The sequence below is a fragment of the Serratia sp. 14-2641 genome (genome assembly GCF_001692375.1).
In the GTDB taxonomy this organism is placed as follows: Bacteria; Pseudomonadota; Gammaproteobacteria; order Enterobacterales; family Enterobacteriaceae; genus Chania; species Chania fonticola_C.
In genome coordinates this window covers 209080-232187 of sequence record NZ_LXKR01000088.1, presented here as the reverse complement: position 1 = coordinate 232187, position 23108 = coordinate 209080, and the positions used below count along the sequence as shown (strand labels likewise).

Sequence of the window (23108 nt, the reverse complement as noted above, 5' to 3'; positions counted from 1 at the left end):
TCAGGGTTGCAGAATGGTGGGTTTTGGCTCCGGTAACATATCCGGGTAATCCAGCGTGTAATGCAGCCCACGGCTTTCTTTGCGCTCCATAGCGCTGCGCACAATCAGTTCCGCCACCTGCACCAGATTACGTAGCTCCAGCAGATTGTTGGAGATGCGGAAGTTGGCGTAATACTCGTCAATCTCCTGCTGCAACGTATTGATGCGGCGTAGCGCCCGCTCCAGGCGTTTGGTGGTGCGTACGATCCCGACGTAGTCCCACATAAACAACCGCAGTTCGTGCCAGTTATGCTGGATCACCACGCGTTCATCTGAGTCATCCACGCGGCTTTCATCCCACTGCGGCAATTGTTTGGCCAGCTTGATGGCAGGCAGACGCGTCAGAATATCTTCGGCAGCGGACCAGCCATAAACCAGGCATTCCAGCAGTGAGTTGGACGCCATGCGGTTGGCTCCGTGCAGGCCGGTGTAGCTTACTTCGCCAATCGCATACAGGCCGTCCAGATCGGTGCGGCCATGCTGATCGACCATCACGCCGCCGCAGGTGTAATGCGCCGCAGGAACGATCGGGATCGGCTGCTGTGTCAGGTCAAAGCCCAGCGTCATCAATTTTTCGTGGATCATCGGGAAGTGCTGAGTGATGAATTCCGCCGGTTTGTGGCTGATATCCAGATACATGCAGTCGGCACCCAGGCGCTTCATCTCATGGTCAATCGCACGGGCGACGATATCGCGCGGCGCCAGCTCACCACGCGGATCAAAATCTGGCATAAAGCGGCTGCCGTCCGGGCGTTTCAGGTGGGCACCTTCACCGCGTAGCGCTTCGGTCAGCAGGAAGTTACGTGCCTGTGGGTGGAACAGGCAGGTTGGGTGGAACTGGTTGAATTCCAGGTTGGCGACCCGACAGCCTGCACGCCAGGCCATGGCGATGCCGTCGCCCGAAGAGATATCCGGGTTGGTGGTATATTGATAAACCTTGGCTGCTCCGCCGGTGGCTAACACCACCGTTTTGGCACGGTAGGTTTCCACCTGTTCCCGCTCACGGTTCCAGACGTAAGCGCCCACTACGCGCTTGGTGCCCGGCAAGCCGATCTTGTTGGAGGTGATCAGGTCGACAGCATTGCGGCGCTCCATCACGCAAATATTGGGGTGAGCACTTGCTTTCGCTACCAGGGTAGTCTCTACTTCTTTGCCGGTGGCATCTGCAGCGTGCAGGATGCGCCGATGGCTGTGTCCGCCTTCCCGCGTCAGGTGATAGCGTTCTTCACCTTGGGAGTTGGTTTCGGTGTCGAACAGGACGCCTTGATCGATCAGCCACTGTACGCAGTGGCGTGCATTGCCGGCAATAAACTCGACGGCGTCTTTGTCACACAGGCCGGCTCCGGCGATCAGCGTGTCATCAACGTGTGAGGCGATGCTGTCCGTTTCATCAAACACCGCGGCGATCCCGCCTTGGGCATAAAAGGTGGCGCCTTCATTGAGCGGACCTTTGCTGAGTACAGTAACCTTGCAATGTTGCGCCAGGCGCAACGCCAGGGAGAGGCCAGCAGCACCGCTACCGACGATCAATACATCGCTAACATGTTCAGATGATGGTTGCATAACGTATGATGTGTGCAGAAGAAGAGTGAAATTCATGTTAGCCTACTTGTCCGGGCAAAAGCCACGGACAAGGTGACATCAACAAAAAAACAATGGCGGTATGGAACTTAGCGTTCCGTATGAACTCCAAGCGAGTGCTTGCTCAGGAAAATAATGTATGGCTGGCGGTACAATTTCACGCGTGGAGATAGATTTGGGGAGAATTTACCTCGGATGAGCGAGCAGTTAACGGATCAGGTTCTGGTTGAGCGGGTCCAGAAGGGCGATCAGAAATCGTTTAACTTACTGGTAATTCGTTACCAGCATAAAGTGGCGAGTCTCGTTTCGCGCTACGTACCACAGGGCGACGTGCCGGATGTGGTGCAGGAGTCGTTTATTAAAGCTTATCGCGCACTGGAGTCGTTCCGTGGCGATAGCGCCTTTTACACCTGGTTGTATCGAATTGCTGTCAATACAGCAAAAAATTATCTGGTTGCTCAGGGCCGGCGCCCACCGTCAAGCGATGTGGATGCCAATGATGCCGAAAATTACGAAAGTGCGGGTGCACTGAAAGAAATTTCGAACCCTGAGAACTTAATGTTGTCAGAAGAACTGAGACAGATAGTTTTCCGTACCATTGAGTCACTCCCAGAGGATCTTCGCATGGCGATTACCCTGCGGGAGTTGGATGGTCTAAGCTACGAAGAGATAGCCGCCATCATGGATTGCCCGGTCGGAACCGTACGTTCACGTATTTTCCGTGCTCGGGAGGCTATCGATAATAAAGTTCAACCGCTGATCCAACGTTAGCGATAGCGGACACTGGAAGGGTACTTAGGCATGCAGAAAGAAAAGCTTTCCGCTCTAATGGATGGTGAAATGCTCGACAATGAGCTGCTGAGTTCATTGAGTAAAGATCGGGCGCTTCAACAAAGCTGGCAGAGCTATCACCTAATCCGTGACACGTTACGGGGTGATATCGGGCAAGTCATGCATTTCGATATCGCAGACCGTGTTGCTGCCGCATTGGAAAAAGAGCCCGCTCGTCTGGTTCCTTCGGCAATCCCCGAATCTCAACCGCAACCTCACACCTGGGGTAAACTGCCGTTCTGGCACAAGGTTCGTCCTTGGGCTAGTCAGCTAACTCAAGTTGGCGTTGCCGCTTGTGTCTCTCTGGCAGTGATCGTGGGTGTGCAACAGTACAATCAGCCGACAGCACAATCAGGTGCGGCTGAAGCACCAGCGTTCAATACGTTGCCAATCATGGGGCAAGCTTCCCCGGTCAGCCTGGGCGTCCCGGCAGACAGTTTCTCAACCGGCAGCGGTCAACAGCAGCAGGTGCAGGAACAGCGTAAGCGTATCAATGCCATGCTGCAGGATTATGAGCTGCAACGCCGTTTGCACTCCGATCAGCTGCAACTTGAACAAAGCAGGCCACAGCAGGCCGCAGTTCAGGTTCCTGGAACACAGTCTTTAGGAATGCAACAGCAGTAATGAAGCAAATCTGGTTCTCCGTTTGTCTTTTAACGGGCGGCCTGCTCAATTCAAATATCGCCTCGGCGCAGGAACCTGCGTCCGGGGCGTTATTGCAACAAATGAGCAGTGCCAGCCGTTCACTCAACTATGAACTCGCCTATATCAGCATCAGCAAGCAGGGGATAGAGTCATTACGCTATCGCCATGCGGTGATCGATAAGCAGCCCCTTGGGCAGTTACTGCATATGGACGGCCCTCGTCGGGAAGTGCTGCAACGTGGTGGTGGGATCAGCTATTTTGAGCCTGGTCTGGAACCGTTCACGCTGTCTGGCGATCACATCGTCGACGCCTTGCCCGCCATTGTATTTGCCGATTTCGATTATCTGGCGAAATACTACGACTTCATCTCCGTTGGTCGCACCCGCATTTCCGATCGGCCTTGTGACGTCTACCGCGTCGTGGCTCGTGACGGTTCCCGTTACAGCTATGTGGTCTGGATGGATATGGAGACCAAGTTGCCGCTTCGGGTCGATTTGCTCGATCGTGATGGCGAAACGCTGGAACAGTATCGGGTCATCTCGGTAGTGGTGGGCGATCAGGTGAAAAACGTCATGCAACCGTTGCTCAAGGCCAATCTGCCACCGCTATTGACCTTACCCGCCGCTGAAGACGTTAAGCTGGCCTGGAATGCCGGTTGGTTGCCCGCTGGCGTTAACGAGGTGGCGCGTAATCGCCGCAAGTTACCGAATGTGGCGGTGCCGGTTGAATCGCGGCTTTATAGCGATGGCTTGTTCAGCTTCTCGGTTAACATCAGCCCTTCGGGCAGCAATACCAGCCAACAGTTTTATCGTCAGGGCCGGCGCACCATCCAAACCGAAATTCGTAATGGCAATGAAATTACCGTGGTTGGGGAATTACCTCCTTCAACGGCGAAACGCATTGCCGACAGTATTACTTTCAAGGTAGCGCCGAAATGATGAAAGAGTGGGCCACGGTCATCTCGTGGCAACAGGGTGTAGCACAGCTGCGTTGTGAGCCTAAAGCTGGCTGTGGCAGCTGCACCGCGCGCTCTGGCTGCGGTGCTCGCGCATTCGACGAACTGGTGCCTGAAAGTGAACATCACCTGCAGGTGGCAATCGCCCAGCCTCTGGAACCCGGCCAGCGCGTTGAAGTCGGTATCGCCGAAGGCAGCCTGTTGCGCTCGGCGATGCTGGTCTATCTGACCCCGCTATTAGGCATGATGCTAGGTGGTGGCCTGCTGCAATGGTGGCTGGGCAGTGACGCAGCGGCGGCACTCGGTGGGATTTTAGGGGGCGGCCTCGCTTTCCTGATCGCACGCGCCTTGGCAAAACGCCTCGGCGAACAGGCCAATTATCAACCCGTGGTGCTGCAAATCGGTTTGCCGCCCGGTGCCTTGCGGTTGAACACCGAAACCGAATCCTCGCTTTAATATGCTGGCCGCGTCATCGCCGGGTTGTTATAGGCGGGGATGCGGTTGTTGATCATATGCTCCATCAGCGCAATAAACAGATCGGCGCTGAACAGCGAGTCATAACCCAGCGAAAACAGCTCATTGCCTTGTAGATCCAGCAAACGAAGGGTGCCATGCGGTATATTGTTTTCCAGCCGGTGGATCTTTTCGATCTGAACCCTGGCCTGGGCGGTACTCAGCGTCGTAGCGCTAAGCCGTAATGTTTGAGTCGGCTTCTCTTGCCACGAACCAAGCCAGCCCCTACCGCTAATGAGATAGCCGAAGGTCAATATTTCCCCCTGATAAAGCGAATTTAATGCCAGCGGTCCACGCTGCTGGATCTGTTGCTGGATCAGGGTTTCAATCAGCTGCCGAGAGTGAGAGATATTGCTCTTGATGCTGTACCAGAACGCCGCCTCCGAGGTGCGAAACGCCATACTGTCGTTTAGCCCGCCAAGCAGCCTGCTACCGCGAGAATGGTAGATATCGGCAATCTTTTCAAACGCGATAAACCGTTCTTTATGACTGTGATGATCCAGCACGCGTACGCCATGCTCATACAGGCGATAGGTCAGCATTGGCCGCAGATAATGGCGCAATGCCAACAAAGTAGTGCCTAACAGAATGGTTGCCGCGCCGGCTTGCAGTAAGGCCAGTACGTGAGGATCTTCCATGTTGCTCAATAACGGCATTAACAACAGCGCCGCACCGAGAGTGAACAACAGCGTTACCGCTGCCAAAATGCCCCAGTTGACCTTGGAAAAATCGTGCCGGCTCAGCATTTGCCCTTTATCGATCATGATAAACCTTCCAATCAATGTTCAGAGGAGATGCTGGTGAACTCTGGTGGGCTTGCCGATGTCGTAGTGCCCTGAAGTCTGTTTTTATCCAAAGTTCTTGCCACTTGTAACCGAGGGGCAAAGGAGCGTATATCAGGTTTATCCTAAAGCGGTCGCGTCGTGGTTTAAATGTAAGTTATTGATAAAAATATTATTTATTAAACAATTAAGATTGGGTTTATTGCGTAATCGCGTAATATGTATTACCACCGGGTAAATAGTGTCTGGCCAAGAGGATTGGCGTAATTAACCCACAATTTTTATCAGGCCTTCTCCGCGTTAATATCTGCTTTCATCAACTGCGGCGCGTTGTAACACTAAACTACGTATAATCGAATAGCTTCCCTACACCGATTGCTAGGTTTTCAGTGTTGTGGCATGTAGAATGCTGCGATTCAGGCGAAAAATAGCCGACCCATTCACCGTCGCTTTATGTCCATGCGGGTTCCATAGGCGAGTAATTCAGAAATACCAAGGCAGAAAAACTAATTAAATGAAACACATAAGAAATTTTTCTATCATTGCCCATATTGACCACGGTAAGTCGACGCTGTCTGACCGTATTATCCAAATCTGCGGCGGCCTGACCGAGCGTGAAATGGCCGCACAGGTGCTGGATTCTATGGATCTGGAACGTGAGCGTGGTATTACCATCAAAGCGCAGAGCGTAACGCTCGACTATAAAGCCAAGGATGGGCAGGTTTACCACCTTAACTTTATCGACACCCCTGGGCACGTTGACTTCTCCTATGAGGTTTCCCGCTCACTGGCCGCCTGTGAAGGCGCATTGCTGGTGGTGGATGCCGGGCAGGGCGTAGAAGCCCAGACCTTGGCCAACTGCTATACCGCACTGGACATGGATCTGGAAGTGGTGCCGGTGTTGAACAAGATTGACCTGCCTGCCGCCGATCCGGATCGCGCCGCACAGGAAATCGAAGATATCGTGGGCATTGATGCGACTGACGCGGTGCGCTGCTCGGCAAAAACCGGCGTTGGCGTGCCTGAAGTGTTGGAGCGTCTGGTGCGTGATATCCCGCCACCAGAAGGTGATGCGGATGCTCCGCTGCAGGCGTTGATCATCGACTCCTGGTTTGATAACTACCTTGGCGTTGTCTCCCTGATCCGCGTGAAAAACGGCACCCTGCGCAAGGGTGATAAAGTTAAGGTCATGAGCACCGGCCAAACTTATAACGCCGATCGTCTGGGGATCTTCACCCCGAAACGTGTCGATCGCGACGTGCTGAACTGTGGCGAAGTGGGTTGGTTGGTCTGCGCCATTAAAGATATCCTCGGCGCGCCGGTGGGCGATACCTTGACGCTGGCTCGCCAGCCGGCAGACAAAATGCTGCCAGGCTTTAAAAAAGTGAAGCCACAGGTGTATGCCGGCCTGTTCCCGATCAGTTCCGACGATTATGAAGCCTTCCGTGATGCGCTGGGCAAGCTGAGCCTGAACGACGCCTCCCTGTTCTATGAACCAGAGAGTTCCACCGCGTTGGGCTTTGGCTTCCGCTGTGGCTTCCTGGGTCTGCTGCACATGGAGATCATTCAGGAGCGTCTGGAGCGTGAATACGATCTGGAACTGATCACTACGGCACCTACGGTAGTGTATGAAGTCGAAACCACCGGCAATGAAACCATCTACGTCGATAGCCCTTCCAAGCTGCCGCCGTTGAATAACATCGCTGAACTGCGTGAGCCGATTGCGGAGTGTCACATGCTGATGCCGCAGGAATATTTGGGCAACGTGATCACGCTGTGTATTGAGAAGCGTGGCGTACAGACCAACATGGTTTACCACGGTAACCAGGTGGCGCTGACCTACGAAATCCCAATGGCCGAAGTGGTGCTAGACTTCTTTGACCGTTTGAAATCCACCTCGCGCGGTTACGCGTCACTGGACTATAACTTCAAACGTTTCCAGGCCTCGGACATGGTGCGCGTTGACGTGTTGATCAACAACGAACGCGTAGATGCGCTGGCGCTGATCACTCACCGTGATAACGCGCAGTATCGTGGCCGTGAACTGGTTGAGAAAATGAAAGAGCTGATCCCACGCCAGCAATTTGATATTGCGATCCAGGCGGCGATCGGCACGCATATCATCGCTCGTTCTACGGTGAAGCAGCTGCGTAAAAACGTGTTGGCCAAATGCTACGGCGGCGACGTCAGCCGTAAGAAGAAGCTGCTGCAGAAGCAGAAAGACGGTAAAAAACGCATGAAGCAGGTGGGTAACGTTGAGTTGCCGCAGGAAGCGTTCCTGGCCATTCTGCACGTGGGTAAAGACGGTAAGTAAGAGCGAAAGCTCGCGTAACTAGGGAGTTTGCATGGCGAATATGTTTGCCTTGATCTTGGCGATAGCCACTTTGGTGACCGGGATCATCTGGTGCTTTGAGCGCTTTAAATGGGCGCCGGCACGCCGGGCGAAAATCGCGGCGGTCAATGCACAGGCGGCTGGAACGATCGACGAAGCGGCCTTGGCGAAAGTGGCCAGGCAGCCGGGTTGGGTTGAAACCGGGGCTTCAGTGTTCCCGGTATTGCTGTTGGTGTTTGTGGTGCGTTCGTTTATTTACGAGCCATTCCAGATCCCTTCAGGCTCAATGATGCCGACGCTGTTGATTGGTGATTTCATTCTGGTGGAAAAATTTGCCTACGGTGTAAAGGATCCAATCACCCAGACCACGCTAATTGAAACTGGTCATCCCAAGCGCGGCGATATTGCGGTCTTTAAATATCCACGCGACACCAAACTGGATTATATCAAACGCGTGATTGGCGTACCTGGCGATCGCGTGACCTATGATCCGGTGAATAAGCGCGTGACGGTGCAAGAGTCCTGTAATAGTGGCCAGGCGTGTGATACCGCATTGGCGGTCACCTACAGCGATATGCAACCGAGCGATTTTGTGCAGATGTTTACCCGTAGCGGCATGGGCGAAGCCAGCAACGGTTTCTTCCAGATCCCACTGACGGATAACGTGCCACAGGGCGGTATTCGCCTGGGTGAGCGCAAGGAAACGTTGGGCAACGTAACTCACCGCATTCTGACCGTGCCCGGTGCACAAGATCAGGTCGGCGCTTACTATCAGCAAGCAGGCCAGCCGTTGGGCGAGTGGGTAGTACCCGCTGGCCATTACTTCATGATGGGCGATAACCGCGATAATAGTGCAGACAGCCGTTATTGGGGATTCGTGCCTGAGAAGAATCTGGTAGGTAAAGCCACTGCGATCTGGATGAGTTTTGAAAAGCAGGAAGGTGAATGGCCAACGGGCGTCAGATTGAGCCGTATCGGTGGTATTCACTAATAGCGTTTTGCAAACTGCAGCCAATTAGGCTGCAGTTTATATGGTCAAGATCCCTATGGATTTCGAGTTGCAGCTAGGCGACACGCTATTTAATCCCCAGGAGCTTACTTTTGGGTAAGTGACTGGGGGAAATAGTGCAGGTAACAACGCTGCAGCTTGAAAGACGACGGGAAAAACGCAGCAATATATTTCCACTCGTTGTAGAATAGCCCCTCGAGCGATAAAAGTTGGCCCCTTTTGGGCGCCACTGCAAACGAAACAGCTTTGGATTGGCTTTTGGCAAAGCAGGCCTGTTCCGTATGCTGCAAGTTTTTGACGCATTCTTGATCTATTGGTAACTCATGAACCCCATCGTAATAAACAGGCTGCAGCGGAAGCTGGGCTACACTTTTCAACAGCAGGAGCTCTTACTGCAAGCGTTAACTCACCGTAGCGCCAGCAGTAAACATAATGAACGTCTCGAGTTTCTGGGTGATTCGATCCTTAGTTTTGTCATCGCCAATGCGCTCTACCAGCGTTTTCCTCGCGTAGACGAGGGAGACATGAGCCGCATGCGTGCCACGCTGGTGCGGGGCAATACGTTGGCGGAGATGGCGCGTGAATTCGATCTGGGCGAGTGTTTACGCCTTGGGCCGGGCGAACTGAAAAGTGGTGGATTCCGCCGCGAGTCAATCCTGGCGGATACGGTGGAGGCACTGATTGGCGGTGTGTTCCTGGATAGCGATATTCAAAACGTTGAGCGACTGATTTTGGACTGGTATCGTAGCCGGTTGGACGAAATCAGCCCCGGTGATAAGCAGAAAGACCCGAAAACCCGTTTGCAGGAGTTTTTACAAGGTCGTCATCTGCCGTTGCCAACATATCTGGTGGTGCAGGTTCGCGGTGAGGCGCACGATCAGGAGTTTACTATCCACTGTCAGGTGAGTGGTTTGAGCGAGCCCGTCGTGGGCACCGGCTCAAGCCGCCGTAAAGCCGAGCAGGCGGCAGCGGAACAAGCGCTGAAAAAGCTGGAGCTTGAATGAGCGAAGAAAAACAATACTGCGGTTTTATTGCGATCGTAGGTCGTCCCAACGTGGGCAAATCCACGTTGCTGAACCAACTGCTGGGGCAAAAAGTCTCCATCACCTCGCGTAAACCACAGACGACCCGTCACCGTATTATGGGTATCGATACCGATGGTGCTTATCAGGCCATTTACGTCGACACCCCGGGTCTGCATATCGAAGAAAAGCGCGCCATCAACCGTTTGATGAACCGCGCGGCCAGCAGCTCAATCGGCGACGTCGAGCTGGTGATCTTCGTCGTAGAAGGCACGAACTGGACTGCCGATGATGAAATGGTGGTCAACAAGCTGCGCAGCCTGAAAAGCCCGGTGCTGCTGGCGATCAACAAGGTCGACAACGTTACCGACAAATCCAAGCTGTTGCCGCACATTGCGTTCCTAAGCAAGCAGATGAACTTCCTCGATGTGGTGCCGATCTCTGCCGAAAAAGGCATGAATGTGGACACTATTGCGGCTATCGCGCGCAAAGTGTTGCCGGAAGCGGAACACCATTTCCCGGACGATTACATCACTGACCGTTCTCAGCGCTTTATGGCGTCGGAAATCATCCGTGAAAAGCTGATGCGTTTCCTGGGTGAGGAGCTGCCTTACTCGGTGACGGTCGAAATCGAACAGTTCGTACCGAATGAGCGCGGTGGTTACGACGTGCACGGTCTGATCCTGGTTGAGCGTGAAGGCCAGAAGAAGATGGTTATCGGCAACAAAGGTTCGAAGATCAAGACCATCGGTATTGAAGCCCGTCAGGACATGGAACAGATGTTTGAAGCTAAAGTGCATCTGGAGCTGTGGGTGAAAGTGAAATCCGGCTGGGCGGACGACGAACGTGCGCTGCGTAGCCTGGGCTATACCGACGACCTGAAATAAACTATCCAATGGATGGCTGGGAGCGCGCTTTCGTCCTGCATGGGCGGCCCTTTAGTGAAACCAGCCTGATGCTGGACCTGTTCACGGAAGGCCATGGGCGGGTGCGCTTGCTGGCAAAAGGCGCACGCAGTCGCCGTTCCAATCTAAAGGGTTGCTTGCAACCCTTTACTCCTCTGTTAGTACGCTGGGGCGGTCGTGGCGAAGTCAAAACGCTGCGCGGTGCCGAAGCGGTCTCCCTTGGTTTACCTCTCAGCGGCATGATGCTTTACAGCGGCCTTTATGTGAATGAACTGTTATCACGGGTGCTGGAGCAGGAAGGCAACTATTCGGTGTTGTTCTTTGATTATCTGCAATGCTTACAGGCTTTGGCGGCGGAGGACAGTTCCCCCGAACATGCCCTGCGGCAGTTCGAGTTGGCGCTGTTGGGGCACTTGGGTTACGGGCTGGATTTTCTACATTGTGCTGGCAGCGGCGAACCGGTGGATGACGGCATGACCTATCGCTACCGCGAAGAAAAGGGCTTTATCGCCAGCCTGGTGGTGGATCATTACAGTTTTACCGGCCGTGAACTCCGCGCCCTGTATGAACGCCAATTCCCCGATGCAGCAACCCTGCGTGCAGCCAAGCGCTTTACCCGTATGGCGCTGAAACCCTATCTCGGTGGTAAGCCACTGAAGAGCCGTGAACTGTTTCGCCAGTTCGTGCGCAAACAACCTGATACCCCCGTCGACGAAGCCTGAGCGGTTTCTGCTTTTGCCGTTTTGCCCGCCCGTGTAAACTGCTGCTACTGAAAATGACTTAGTAGAGGGTTGTCATGGCTGATTTACTGCTGGGCGTCAATATCGATCATATTGCCACGTTACGTAACGCGCGCGGCACCAATTACCCGGACCCGGTGCAGGCGGCATTTATTGCCGAGCAGGCGGGGGCCGATGGCATCACCGTTCACCTGCGTGAAGATCGCCGTCATATCACCGACCGCGACGTGCGTATCCTGCGCCAAACCATCCAGACCCGTATGAACCTGGAAATGGCCGTCACCGATGAAATGCTCGATATCGCCATTGAGCTGAAACCTCAGTTTTGCTGTCTGGTGCCGGAAAAACGTCAGGAAGTGACCACCGAAGGCGGGTTGGACGTGGCCGGGCAGCAGGACAAAATGGCGGTGGCGGTTGAACGCCTGGCACAGGCTGGCATTTTGGTTTCGTTGTTTATCGATGCCGATCACCGCCAGATCGACGCGGCGGTGGCCGTAGGCGCGCCTTATATCGAGATCCATACCGGTGCTTATGCCGAAGCGCAGGGCGATCTGGCGATTCAAGCCGAGCTCAAGCGCATCGCCAAAGCGGCCACCTACGCGGCCAGCAAAGGCCTGAAGGTGAATGCGGGCCACGGTTTGACCTATCATAACGTGCAGCCGATCGCCGCGCTGCCAGAGATGTATGAGCTGAATATCGGCCATGCCATCATTGGCCAGGCGGTGATGAGCGGTTTACCGGCCGCGGTGGCGGACATGAAACTGTTGATGCGGGAAGCGCGTCGCTAATGGCGATACTGGGCTTGGGAACCGACATCGTGGAGATGGCGCGTATCGAAGCGGTGGTGGAACGTAGCGGCGATCGCCTGGCTCGCCGGGTGTTAAGCCCGGCCGAATGGGAGGTGTATCAGCAGCATCAGCAGCCGGTACGCTTCCTGGCTAAACGTTTTGCGGTCAAAGAGGCCGCCGCCAAGGCGTTCGGCACCGGCATCCGCAACGGCCTGGCGTTCAATCAGTTCGAAGTGTTCAATGATGGCTTGGGGAAACCCAATATCCGGCTGCATGAACGTGCTGCCGAGCTGGCGCAGGAGATGGGGGTGAAGTCGATCCATGTTTCTCTGGCGGATGAACGCCGCTATGCCTGTGCTACGGTGATCATCGAGGGGTAAGGACGGATTTGCCCTGAGTGGTTGTCAGGTGCCGGAGTCAATCTAGTCCCCTCATCCCAACCTTCTCCCACAGAGAGAAGGAGCTAGTTAGGTGTCGCCGTCTGTTACAGAAGTAAGTCTATGGCACCTTCGTTGGAAGAGCAAAGGTGAGCTCAGTAACGATAAATAGCTCGATCGGCCCCCTCTCCCTTTGGGAGAGGGCATTTAGCTCACAGGCTATCGGCATGGTGCAGCACAACAAACTTGTCCCACAGCTGTTCCTGGTTCTCTACGTGCTGCGGATCGGTAATGATGGTGTTATCGATCGGGCACACCTGCTGGCAGGTTGGGGTCTCATAATGCCCCACGCATTCGGTGCAGCGGTTGGCATCGATCTGATAAATCTCATCCCCCATCGAAATCGCCTGGTTCGGGCATTCCGGCTCGCACATATCGCAGTTGATACATTTGCGTGTGATTAGCAGGGCCATGGCAACTCTCTCATTATTTACAGGGGTATTTCGCGGAGCGCAGATTATACGCCTTACACCCGTTTTTTCACTAATTGTTCGCTGTGTGGATGCGATCGTGGGTTTGATCGAGCTCGTGCTGGAGCAGCGCCATAAACAACAGGTCGGTAAGGGCGAATTGCGCGGTGCTGGAAGATATAGCCGCGCTGCGGATATTGGGCTCTTGCGCAATGGTATAAAGGCAGTGATCGGCCCGTTGCTGTAGGCCATTAGGCGAGAAGCTGGTCAGTGCCAACACCTTGGCTCCGGCAATACGTGCTTCTTCGGCGGCCAGGTTGATTTCACGCCGCTCGCCGCTAAACGAGATCGCCAGCAGCAGGTCCTCCTTACTCAGCGCCTTTATCGTCGCCAGTTGAACGTACATATCCGCTTCTGCCACCGCCATCACGCCAATCTTTAGCAGCTTGAACGACAGGTCTTTGGCCACTAGCCCGGAAGCCCCGATGCCAACCAAGATCACCCGCCGCGCCGCACGCAGCATCTCCAGGGCGGTAAGCAGCCGCTGTTCACTGTTGATATCCAGAGTCGCTCGTAATGCGGCCTGCTTTTCCAGCAGCAATTTCTCACCGACGGTTTTGAGTGGATCGCTGCTGAGGATGTGGTTATGGACAGTCACCACCGGTGCGACCTGCGGTTGAGCCAACACCTCACCCAATGCCAGTTTCAGCGCCGGAAATCCTTTGTAGCCCAGTTTCTGGGCGAACTTGACCACGCTCGATTGGCTGACACCGGCCAACTGGGCCAGCTTTTGTGAGCTGAGGTGGCAGGCCTGTTCGGCGTTATCCAACAGAAAGTCCGCCAGTTTGCGATCGTTTTGTGCCAGCGTTGGGTAAATCTGACGAATGCGAAGAAGGGTACTCATGGTTTTTTCCTTTGAGCCAGTTGGCATTCTGCCATGCCGGTGGCAAAACGGGCAGCAATCATTTTTGCGAGCAGCAACACTATGACTTGATGAGTTAACGCGCCTTTGGCGTTGACCAATGTCGGTTGTATCTGGTCGGTCTAGTGATTACGATAATAGCCGGTTGTATTTTCACCTGCATAATGGGGTCAACGATCCCGAGGAGTAACGCTTGACTGACAAACCGGTTGCACAGGCCCAGCGCGTGGTATTTTTCGATCTGGATGGCACCTTGCATCAGGAAGACATGTTTGGCAGTTTCCTGCGCTTTTTGCTACGGCATCTGCCGTTGAACCTGGTGCTGGTGGTGCCACTGTTGCCCATTATCGGATTGGGTTTGTTGATCGGTGGGCGGGCAACGCGCTGGCCCATGAGCCTGCTATTGTGGGCAATGACTTTTGGCCGTTCAGAGGCCAGGCTGAAAGCACTGGAGGCGAAATTTGTCGACTATTTTCGCCGTAAGGTCACCGCCTTTCCGGTCGTGCAGATGCGTTTGCGCCAGTACCTGGATGCCCAGGATGCTCAGGTGTGGTTGATCACCGGCTCGCCGGAACGGCTGGTGGAGCAGGTTTATCGGGACTCTGCGTTCTTGCCACGGGTACAACTGGTGGGGAGCAGCATTGTGCGTCGTTACGGGGGCTGGGTATTGCCCATGCGCTGCCTGGGAGTTCAAAAGGTCGTGCAACTGGAGCAGCGTCTGGGAGCGCCATTGAAATTGTTCAGTGGCTACAGCGACAGCAAGCAGGATAACCCTTTGCTCTATTTTTGCGAACACCGCTGGCGGGTAGGTAAAGAAGGCGAGTTACAGCAGTTGGATTAAATGAGGCTCCCCCAGTAAAACGAGGGAGCCTGGCAGCGGTTACATGGCTGCTTTAAAGATTGCAACGATCTGTTCGTGGCTTGCCTGAATTGGGTTGGTAAATCCGCAGGCGTCGTTCAGGGCGTTAGTGGCTAACGTAGCAAAGTCTTCTTCTTTGACTTGCAGATCGCGTAAGCCAGCAGGAATTCCCACGTCTTTCGCCAGTTGGCGAATGGCGGCGATACAAGCGGCAGTCCCTTGCTCATCGCTAAGGCCTGCAACATTTACGCCCATAGCGGCGGCAATGTCTTTCAGACGTCCAGCGGCAACCTGAGTATTGAACTCTTGCACGTGCGGTAACAGCACGGCGTTACACACGCCATGTGGCAGGTTGTAGAAACCACCCAACTGGTGCGCCATAGCGTGCACATAACCCAATGAGGCGTTATTAAATGCCATACCGGCCAGGAACTGGGCATAGGCCATGTTCTCGCGCGCCTGCATGTTTTGCCCATCGTTGACCGCATCACGTAAAGACTCGGCAATCATGGTGGCGGCTTTCAGCGCGCAGGCATCGGTGATTGGGTTGGCGGCGCTGGAGACGTAAGCTTCGATAGCGTGGGTCAGAGCATCCATACCCGTGGCGGCGGTCAGGCCTTTTGGCATGCCAGCCATCAGGTGAGGATCGTTTACCGACAGGATCGGGGTGACATGCTTGTCGACAATCGCCATTTTGATGTGGCGCGCTTCGTCGGTGATGATACAAAAACGCGTCATCTCGGAAGCGGTACCTGCAGTGGTGTTGATCGCGACGACCGGCAGCTGTGGTTTAGCTGAGCGATCAACCCCTTCATAGTCTTTGATTTCCCCGCCGTTAGCGGCGACCAGGGCAATCCCTTTAGCACAGTCATGCGGCGAACCGCCACCCAGAGAAACGACACAGTCGCAGTGATGCTCGCGCAACAGTGCCAGGCCCTGTTTTACGTTTTCCGTGGTCGGGTTGGGATGCGTGCCGTCATAGACGCAGCTTTCAATGTTCTGTGCCGCTAACAGGGCTTGCACCTGAGCGACGACGCCAATGCCGTTCAAAACCTTGTCGGTCACGATCAGTGCGTTATGCAGACCATGCTCTTTCATGGTTTTTGCCGCGTCTTCCAGACAGCCGGAACCAATCATGTTGACGGAAGGGATAAAGAATGTTGAGGCAGCCATAACCTACTCCTTATAAAGGCTTTTTGCGTGAGGTAAACCTTATCGTGCTAATGCATAAGAGAATATGATCTATCACAATTTAGTTAGAAAAAATTTGCTTAATTTTACGGCTTGATTTTCCACCAGTTTATAACGTTTATCTGAAATTCTAAGAGGTGAACAAAATTTAATCATCATTAAATATGATGTTATTGATTTGTTGGTGGCGTTTTGAGCGATCGACAAACGTGGCAGGTTCAAGCTTATTTGCATCAACAAGGCCGAGTGGCTGCGGCAAAAGGGACTAGTGTGTATAATGCCCGCCGCGATGCGCACGAGGACTGATGTGGTGAATGAATATAGTGATGAGTATTGGATGCGTCAGGCGTTAAGCCTGGCTCAACGTGCGCAGGAAGAAGGTGAGGTGCCGGTTGGGGCGCTGCTGGTGCTGGACAATCAGGTGATTGGCGAAGGTTGGAACCGGCCGATCGGCCGCCACGATCCCACCGCTCATGCTGAAATCATGGCGCTGCGGCAGGGGGGGGCGGTATTGCAGAATTACCGCCTGCTGAATGCCACGCTGTATGTCACGCTGGAGCCTTGCGTGATGTGCGCCGGGGCTATGGTGCACAGCCGCATCCGTCGTTTGGTATACGGTGCGGCCGATGAAAAAACCGGGGCGGTGGGTTCGCTGGTGGATATTCTGCGCCATCCGGGCATGAATCATCAGGTAGAAATCGTCTCGGGCGTGCTGGCAGAAGAGTGCGCTGCCACCCTCAGCAACTTTTTCCGCATGCGCCGCGATCAGAAAAAAGCGCTGAAACTGGCGCAGCGGGCCGGAAAAGACCCGCAGTAAAGAATTATCGGGAATAACTACAGGGCCAGCGCCAGTTTGGCCTCCACGGCCGGATAGCCCTTGGCCAGTTCGGCCTGTTTCATCGCTTCTACCGCTTTCTTCTCTTTTTCCAACAGATAGCCCACCAGGCTGACCTGATAACGGCGGATGTTTTCCACGTAGTTATAGGCTTCGCGGCCACGGGCATAGCCATAGGTGAGTGACGGATAGTAGCGCTTCTGGCTCAGCATCGGCAGGCGCTGTTTCACATCGACCCAGCTGTCGGGATTGCCTTGCTGGCTTTTGGTGAGTTTACGCGCGTCCAGCATATGGCCCCAGCCCATGTTATAGGCGGCCAGTGCGAACCAGATCCGTTCATCTTCCGGCACCGTGTCGGGCACCTTCTCCATCAGACGCTGCAGATAGAGCGCCCCGCCTTGAATACTCTGTTCCGGATCGAGCCTGTCGGTGACGCCCAGGCCGTCGGCAGTGGCTCTGGTCAGCATCATCAGCCCACGGACACCGGTGGGGGAGGTCGCCTGCGGATTCCAGTGCGATTCCTGGTAAGCGATGGCGGCCAGCAGTTTCCAGTCAATTTCGCTGGCATACTTTTCAAACAGTGAGCGGAAAGTGGGCAATACCGAGTCGATGGCCGACAGGAAGGTTTTGGTATCAACGTAGTCAAAACTGCCCACGTGCCCCAGATACTTCTCTTCCAATCGGGCCAGCGTGCCGTCTTCTACCCTTTGGCTATAAAAATCCAGCAGCGCGGCGTACAGGCTATCGTCATTGCTGCGCTTAAGATACCAGGTCACAGGTTCTTCATCGGTAATGTCAAAAGCGACGGCCAGCTGTGGATGGATGCGTTGCAACAGGGCAATGGTCACGGAGTCGCCGATGGTGTAATCCAGCTTGCCATCGGCCACCTGTTCCAGCAGCTCTTTCGAGGTCATATCGCTCGACGCTTCCCAACTGAGATCGGGGTATTTGCTTTGTTTGAGCTGCTTTAGCGTGCTGACGTGGGCTGAACCGGAGGCGACCGCCAGCTTGCCTTTGATATCAGCAAAGGTTTTTGGCCGCGTGGTTCCCAACCGGTAAACCAACTGCTGGGAAACGGAATAGTACGCTGGGCCGGTACTGGCCCGGCTGAGGCGATCCCGGTTGTAGATCAGCCCGGCGGCGAGAATATCGGCATTGTCATCATCGAGATCGTCAAACAGGTCATTGATGTTTTGGTGTGGGATCACCACCAGCTTGACCCCCAGGTAGTTGGCAAAGCTTTTGGCCAGCTCATAGTCAAGGCCACTAGGCCCCTGTGGGGTAGTGAAATAGGTTAACGGTGAGTTTAACGTGCTGACGCGCAGTTCCCCCCGCGCTTTGATCGCCTCGAGTTGGCCTCCCTGTCCACCACGCCAGGCGATATTGGGCCACAGGGCAAGCGCCAGCAGTAGGGCTACAACACCGATTAGAATGTAATTTATTTTTAGGCGTTTCAAATAGTTATCTCAAATAAATGCACGCTTTATGTTGACCGTAATCAGGTTTTTTTTATGGTTAAATCACCAGTGCCGGGGCATTTTGCGCAACATTACGCCAGCGCGCAACTTTATTGATAGGTTATGAGAATTCGGCAGCGGGAATAGCTTTTATCAATAATAGCTACGCAAACGGTTTCGTCGGCGGCTTGGATTATCTATAATGGCGCGCGTTTTCCCCCTGTTGCGCCCAATGAAGTGCTGAACCCAGTTGCTTCGAAGACGAGAGAACTTTGATTATGGAAATACTGCGTGGTTCGCCCGCTTTATCGGCTTTTCGTATTACCAAACTACTGTCCCGCTGCCAGGATGCTCAACTCCCGATCGTTGATATCTATGCCGAGTACGTTCACTTTGCCGATGTCAGCGCACCGTTAAGCGCCGAAGAGCAGGCCAAGCTGCAGCGGTTGCTCAAGTACGGCCCTTCTCTCGCTGAACATGCTCCGCAAGGCCGACTGCTGTTGGTGACGCCACGCCCGGGCACCATTTCGCCATGGTCTTCCAAAGCCACCGATATCGCCCATAACTGTGGCCTGACGCAGGTGGTTCGCCTTGAACGCGGCCTGGCATTTTATGTCACAGCGCCGACCCTGACCGAGGCCCAGTGGCAACAGCTTGCCACCCTGCTGCACGATCGCATGATGGAAACGGTATTCAGCGAGCTGCAACAGGCGGAAACACTGTTCTCTCATCATCAGCCCGCTCCGTATCAGACGGTGGATATCCTGGCCCAAGGCCGCAGCGCGCTGGAACAGGCCAACACCAAACTGGGGCTGGCCCTGGCGCAGGACGAGATCGACTACCTGCTGGCCGCCTTTACCGAGTTGGGGCGCAACCCAACGGATATTGAGCTGTACATGTTCGCACAGGCCAACTCCGAACATTGCCGCCACAAGATTTTCAACGCCGACTGGGTCATCGACGGCGAACAGCAACCGAAGTCGCTGTTCAAAATGATCAAAAATACCTTTGAGCAGACGCCGGACTACGTGCTTTCTGCCTATAAAGATAACGCAGCGGTGATGGAGGGTTCCCAGGTAGGGCGCTTCTTTGCCGCGCCGCAAAGCGGCCTGTATGACTATCATCAGGAAGAAGCACACATCCTGATGAAGGTGGAAACCCACAACCATCCAACGGCGATCTCGCCTTGGCCAGGCGCTGCGACCGGTTCTGGCGGTGAGATCCGCGACGAAGGCGCAACCGGCCGTGGCGCGAAGCCGAAAGCTGGCCTGGTAGGGTTCTCGGTTTCCAACCTGCGTATTCCGGGTTTCGAACAGCCTTGGGAGCAGGATTTCGGCAAACCGGATCGCATCGTCACCGCGCTGGATATCATGACCGAAGGCCCATTGGGCGGCGCGGCATTCAATAACGAGTTTGGTCGTCCGGCGCTGGTCGGTTACTTCCGTACTTATGAAGAGCGCGTCAATAGCCACAACGGTGTTGAGCTGCGTGGCTACCACAAACCGATCATGCTGGCAGGCGGCCTGGGCAACATCCGCGCCGATCATGTGCAAAAAGGTGAGATCACCGTTGGTGCCAAACTGGTGGTGCTGGGTGGCCCGGCGATGAACATCGGTTTGGGCGGCGGGGCTGCTTCGTCGATGGCCTCTGGCCAGTCTGATGCCGATCTGGATTTTGCTTCGGTGCAGCGTGATAACCCGGAAATGGAACGCCGCTGCCAGGAAGTGATCGACCGCTGCTGGCAGATGGGCGATAGCAACCCGATCCTGTTTATCCACGATGTGGGTGCCGGTGGTCTGTCGAACGCGATGCCGGAACTGGTTAGCGATGGTGGCCGCGGTGGCCGTTTCGAACTGCGTGACATTCTCAACGACGAGCCGGGCATGAGCCCGCTGGAAGTGTGGTGTAACGAATCCCAAGAGCGTTATGTGATGGCGGTAGCGCCTGAGCAGATGGCGACCTTCGAGGAAATCTGCCGCCGTGAGCGCGCGCCTTTCGCGGTGATTGGCGAAGCGACGGAAGAACGCCATCTGACGCTCAACGATCGTCACTTTGACAATCAGCCGATCGACATGCCGTTGGATGTGCTGCTGGGCAAAACGCCAAAAATGACCCGCGACGTGAAACGTCAACAGGCGAGCGGCGAAGCGTTGCAGCGTGCTGGTATCTCCATTGCCGATGCGGTCGAGCGGGTGCTGCACTTGCCAGCCGTCGCGGAGAAAACCTTCCTGATCACCATTGGCGACCGTACCGTCACCGGCATGGTTGCGCGTGACCAGATGGTCGGCCCGTGGCAGATCCCGGTAGCCGACTGTGCAGTAACCACGGCCAGCCTGGACAGCTATTACGGGGAAGCGATGTCGATCGGTGAGCGTGCTCCCGTCGCATTGCTGGATTTTGCCGCCTCTGGCCGCCTGGCGGTAGGGGAAGCGTTGACCAACCTGGCCGCGGTGGAAATCGGTTCGCTCAAGCGGGTGAAACTTTCCGCCAACTGGATGGCCGCAGCGGGCCACCCTGGCGAAGATGCCGGTCTGTATGAAGCGGTGAAGGCGGTGGGGGAAGAACTTTGCCCAGCGTTGGGGATCACCATTCCGGTGGGTAAAGACTCGATGTCGATGAAAACCCGCTGGCAGGAAGGCAATGAACAGCGGGAAATGACGTCACCATTGTCGCTGGTGATCACCGCATTTGCTCGCGTCGAAGATGTGCGCCACACCGTGACGCCGCAACTGCGTACCGACAAAGGTGATAGCGCACTGTTACTGATCGACCTGGGTAATGGCCACAATGCCCTGGGGGCAACGGCGTTGGCGCAGGTCTATCGCCAACTGGGCGACAAGCCAGCCGATGTACGCAACGTGGAGCAATTGGCCGGTTTCTTCAACGCGATGCAGCAGCTGGTGGCGGATCGTACGCTGTTGGCCTATCACGACCGTTCTGATGGCGGCCTGTTGGTCACCTTGGCCGAGATGGCATTTGCCGGGCATTGCGGCGTGGAAGTCGATATTCAGGCGCTGGGTTCCGACGCCTTGGCTGCCTTGTTCAACGAGGAACTGGGCGCGGTGATCCAGGTGCCAGCTGCGCAGCTGGCAGCCGTACAGCAAATATTTGCCCAACACGGTCTGACGGATAACGTGCATCACCTTGGCCAGGCGCTGAGTGGCGATCGTTTCGTTATCACCAGCGCTGGCAAACCGGTGTACAGCGAAAGCCGCAACACCCTGCGTACCTGGTGGGCTGAAACCACCTGGCAGATGCAGCGCCTGCGTGATAACCCGGAATGTGCCGATCAGGAGCACCAGGCCAAGCAGGATGAACGCGATCCGGGCCTGAACGTCAAGCTGACCTTCGCGACCGATGACGACATCGCGGCACCTTATATCGCCAAGGGCGCACGCCCCAAGGTTGCGGTATTGCGTGAGCAAGGGGTTAACTCCCACGTTGAGATGGCGGCGGCGTTCCACCGTGCCGGTTTTGATGCGGTTGACGTTCACATGAGCGATCTGCTGGCAGGCCGCCGCGATCTGCAAGAGTTCCACACGTTAGTGGCCTGTGGCGGCTTCTCTTATGGCGACGTGTTGGGTGCCGGGGAAGGCTGGGCGAAATCGATACTGTTCAACGAGCGCGTACGTGATGAGTTTGCCGATTTCTTCCATCGCCCGCAGACCTTGGCACTGGGCGTTTGTAACGGTTGCCAGATGATGTCTAACCTGCGTGAACTGATCCCGGGGGCTGAACATTGGCCGCGCTTTGTGCGCAACCTGTCGGATCGTTTCGAAGCGCGCTTCAGTCTGGTGGAAGTGGCCAGTAGCCCGTCGCTGTTTATGCAGGGTATGACAGGCTCGCGCATGCCGATTGCCGTTTCTCATGGTGAAGGCCATGTAGAAGTGCGCGATGCGGCGCATCTGGCGGCGTTGGAACATCACGGCCTGGTTGCGTTGCGCTTTGTCGACAATCATGGTCAAGTGACCGAAGCTTACCCTGCCAACCCGAACGGTTCACCGAATGGGATTACCGCAGTGACCAGCAGCAATGGCCGCGCCACCGTAATGATGCCGCATCCTGAACGCGTGTTCCGCACCGTCAGCAACTCCTGGCATCCAGAGGAGTGGGGTGAAGACAGCCCTTGGATGCGCATGTTCCGCAACGCTCGCAAGCAACTGGGGTGATTTAACCTGAGTTTTGCGTGAAAGTTTACTAAGGTGCCGCGTTGGCGCCTTTTTTATTTCTTTATTTTTTAAGTGGTTAGCTAATATGTCGGTTTTTTGAGACAAAGGCCGTGTTGCCTGTCTCTAAAAAGAGACACTTAACTCATTGATTTTAATCAGGGTTAAAGCGATTGGATTTAGTTGTCGTGTTTTGGCGACGGTGTGTCGGATTAATACTCAAACTCGACTACCCAGGTAGCGCGCTGGACGTGACGTTAAAATAATTTATTGTTAATAAACAATATGATAAAAATATTTTTATAAAGTTGGCACGGATGGTGCATTATAACTATCAGTTGCTCATTCACCTTTTTATGATTGGCCCCGTCTAGTACGGAACAGCGCCTCATAAGCCTCCGAATGATGCCTAAGAAATGGTGCCTATCGTCCAACCAAACCGATAACAGACGCGCAAGCGACTTTATCAAGCATCGGACGACACGTGGAGTGAGGCACCGCCTAGTATCCAACTGTGATGAAGCGTTCATCAATCCCGGATACTTTTTGGATGCTATTCGTCCTGATCAGATGCCAGCCTAGTGCTACATCACCTGGGGACGAGGAGTAAGGGCATCCACATATTCCTTGCGATGGGGCATCATGCCCCAGCGTCAATATCCAAACCGCATTGCCTTCGTTATTTCCCT

At 54.8% G+C, this 23108-nt stretch carries 19 protein-coding genes and 1 pseudogene; 14 read left to right on the top strand and 6 right to left on the bottom strand.

What is annotated here, in order from left to right; all coding sequences use genetic code 11:
* Positions 1-1602 carry an L-aspartate oxidase gene (gene nadB, locus A6U95_RS26360; RefSeq protein WP_024529381.1) on the bottom strand — a complete coding sequence of 534 codons (1602 nt, stop codon included), beginning with the start codon at positions 1600-1602 and terminating at the stop codon, positions 1-3.
* A 213-nt stretch (positions 1603-1815) separates the two neighbouring features.
* Here nadB and rpoE point away from each other — a divergent pair, with 213 nt between their 5' ends.
* Genes rpoE through rseC form a run of 4 tightly spaced genes read left to right on the top strand, consistent with a single transcriptional unit; the run spans position 1816 to position 4507 of the window.
* Positions 1816-2391 carry an RNA polymerase sigma factor RpoE gene (gene rpoE, locus A6U95_RS26355; RefSeq protein ID WP_012146382.1) on the top strand — a complete coding sequence of 192 codons (576 nt, stop codon included), beginning with the start codon at positions 1816-1818 and terminating at the stop codon, positions 2389-2391.
* A gap of 30 nt (positions 2392-2421) precedes the next feature.
* On the top strand, positions 2422-3075 hold the full coding sequence (gene rseA / locus A6U95_RS26350; protein WP_065686636.1) for an anti-sigma-E factor RseA: 654 nt from the start codon (positions 2422-2424) through the stop codon (positions 3073-3075).
* Entirely contained in the window at positions 3075-4034 is a 960-nt protein-coding gene (rseB, locus tag A6U95_RS26345; protein ID WP_024485798.1) for a sigma-E factor regulatory protein RseB, read from the top strand. The genes rseA and rseB overlap by 1 nt, the downstream gene beginning before the upstream one ends.
* A complete protein-coding gene (rseC, locus tag A6U95_RS26340) occupies positions 4031-4507 on the top strand; it encodes a SoxR-reducing system protein RseC (protein WP_065686635.1) in 477 nt (158 codons plus the stop codon). The genes rseB and rseC overlap by 4 nt, the downstream gene beginning before the upstream one ends.
* Here rseC and A6U95_RS26335 read toward each other — a convergent pair.
* Positions 4504-5328, bottom strand: coding sequence for a hypothetical protein (locus A6U95_RS26335; protein WP_065686634.1), 825 nt, complete (start codon positions 5326-5328; stop codon positions 4504-4506). The genes rseC and A6U95_RS26335 overlap by 4 nt on opposite strands.
* 532 nt (positions 5329-5860) lie before the next feature.
* Here A6U95_RS26335 and lepA point away from each other — a divergent pair.
* The 7 genes from lepA (at position 5861) to acpS (ending at position 12522) form a co-directional block, all read left to right on the top strand.
* Positions 5861-7660, top strand: coding sequence for a translation elongation factor 4 (gene lepA / locus A6U95_RS26330; protein WP_024529376.1), 1800 nt, complete (start codon positions 5861-5863; stop codon positions 7658-7660).
* A 31-nt stretch (positions 7661-7691) separates the two neighbouring features.
* Positions 7692-8669: a signal peptidase I gene (gene lepB / locus A6U95_RS26325; RefSeq protein WP_065686633.1), complete on the top strand. Its 978-nt coding sequence runs from the start codon at positions 7692-7694 to the stop codon at positions 8667-8669.
* A gap of 341 nt (positions 8670-9010) precedes the next feature.
* Positions 9011-9691: a ribonuclease III gene (rnc, locus tag A6U95_RS26320; RefSeq protein WP_021178901.1), complete on the top strand. Its 681-nt coding sequence runs from the start codon at positions 9011-9013 to the stop codon at positions 9689-9691.
* On the top strand, positions 9688-10596 hold the full coding sequence (era, locus tag A6U95_RS26315; protein ID WP_065686632.1) for a GTPase Era: 909 nt from the start codon (positions 9688-9690) through the stop codon (positions 10594-10596). The genes rnc and era overlap by 4 nt, the downstream gene beginning before the upstream one ends.
* Before the next feature lie 8 nt (positions 10597-10604).
* On the top strand, positions 10605-11336 hold the full coding sequence (gene recO / locus A6U95_RS26310) for a DNA repair protein RecO (protein WP_065686631.1): 732 nt from the start codon (positions 10605-10607) through the stop codon (positions 11334-11336).
* Between the two features lie 74 nt (positions 11337-11410).
* On the top strand, positions 11411-12142 hold the full coding sequence (gene pdxJ, locus A6U95_RS26305) for a pyridoxine 5'-phosphate synthase (RefSeq protein ID WP_065686630.1): 732 nt from the start codon (positions 11411-11413) through the stop codon (positions 12140-12142).
* Complete coding sequence (gene acpS, locus A6U95_RS26300) at positions 12142-12522, top strand: holo-ACP synthase (protein WP_065686629.1); 381 nt, start codon at positions 12142-12144, stop codon at positions 12520-12522. The genes pdxJ and acpS overlap by 1 nt, the downstream gene beginning before the upstream one ends.
* Before the next feature lie 209 nt (positions 12523-12731).
* On the opposite strand, the gene A6U95_RS26295 is transcribed toward acpS, so the two are convergent.
* Together A6U95_RS26295 and A6U95_RS26290 are read right to left on the bottom strand one after the other, a co-directional pair.
* On the bottom strand, positions 12732-12992 hold the full coding sequence (locus A6U95_RS26295; RefSeq protein ID WP_021807691.1) for a YfhL family 4Fe-4S dicluster ferredoxin: 261 nt from the start codon (positions 12990-12992) through the stop codon (positions 12732-12734).
* A gap of 53 nt (positions 12993-13045) precedes the next feature.
* A pseudogene (locus tag A6U95_RS26290) lies at positions 13046-13893 on the bottom strand (MurR/RpiR family transcriptional regulator).
* Between the two features lie 211 nt (positions 13894-14104).
* Between A6U95_RS26290 and yfhb the strand changes: the two are divergent.
* The gene (yfhb, locus tag A6U95_RS26285; protein ID WP_024529371.1) at positions 14105-14752 is read left to right on the top strand and encodes a phosphatidylglycerophosphatase C; all 648 of its coding nucleotides are present in this window, start codon (positions 14105-14107) and stop codon (positions 14750-14752) included.
* 39 nt (positions 14753-14791) lie between these two features.
* Here the strand turns inward: yfhb and yiaY are convergent, their stop codons facing one another.
* Entirely contained in the window at positions 14792-15943 is a 1152-nt protein-coding gene (gene yiaY, locus A6U95_RS26280) for an L-threonine dehydrogenase (RefSeq protein WP_065686628.1), read from the bottom strand.
* Positions 15944-16271: 328 nt separating this feature from the next.
* On the opposite strand from yiaY, the gene tadA reads away from it, so the two are divergent.
* Positions 16272-16778 carry a tRNA adenosine(34) deaminase TadA gene (gene tadA, locus A6U95_RS26275; RefSeq protein ID WP_065686700.1) on the top strand — a complete coding sequence of 169 codons (507 nt, stop codon included), beginning with the start codon at positions 16272-16274 and terminating at the stop codon, positions 16776-16778.
* Positions 16779-16795: 17 nt separating this feature from the next.
* On the opposite strand, the gene mltF is transcribed toward tadA, so the two are convergent.
* Positions 16796-18253: a membrane-bound lytic murein transglycosylase MltF gene (gene mltF / locus A6U95_RS26270; RefSeq protein ID WP_065686627.1), complete on the bottom strand. Its 1458-nt coding sequence runs from the start codon at positions 18251-18253 to the stop codon at positions 16796-16798.
* A gap of 275 nt (positions 18254-18528) precedes the next feature.
* Between mltF and purL the strand changes: the two genes are divergently transcribed.
* Positions 18529-22422: a phosphoribosylformylglycinamidine synthase gene (gene purL, locus A6U95_RS26265; protein WP_198927326.1), complete on the top strand. Its 3894-nt coding sequence runs from the start codon at positions 18529-18531 to the stop codon at positions 22420-22422.
* Positions 22423-23108: the final 686 nt, after the last annotated feature.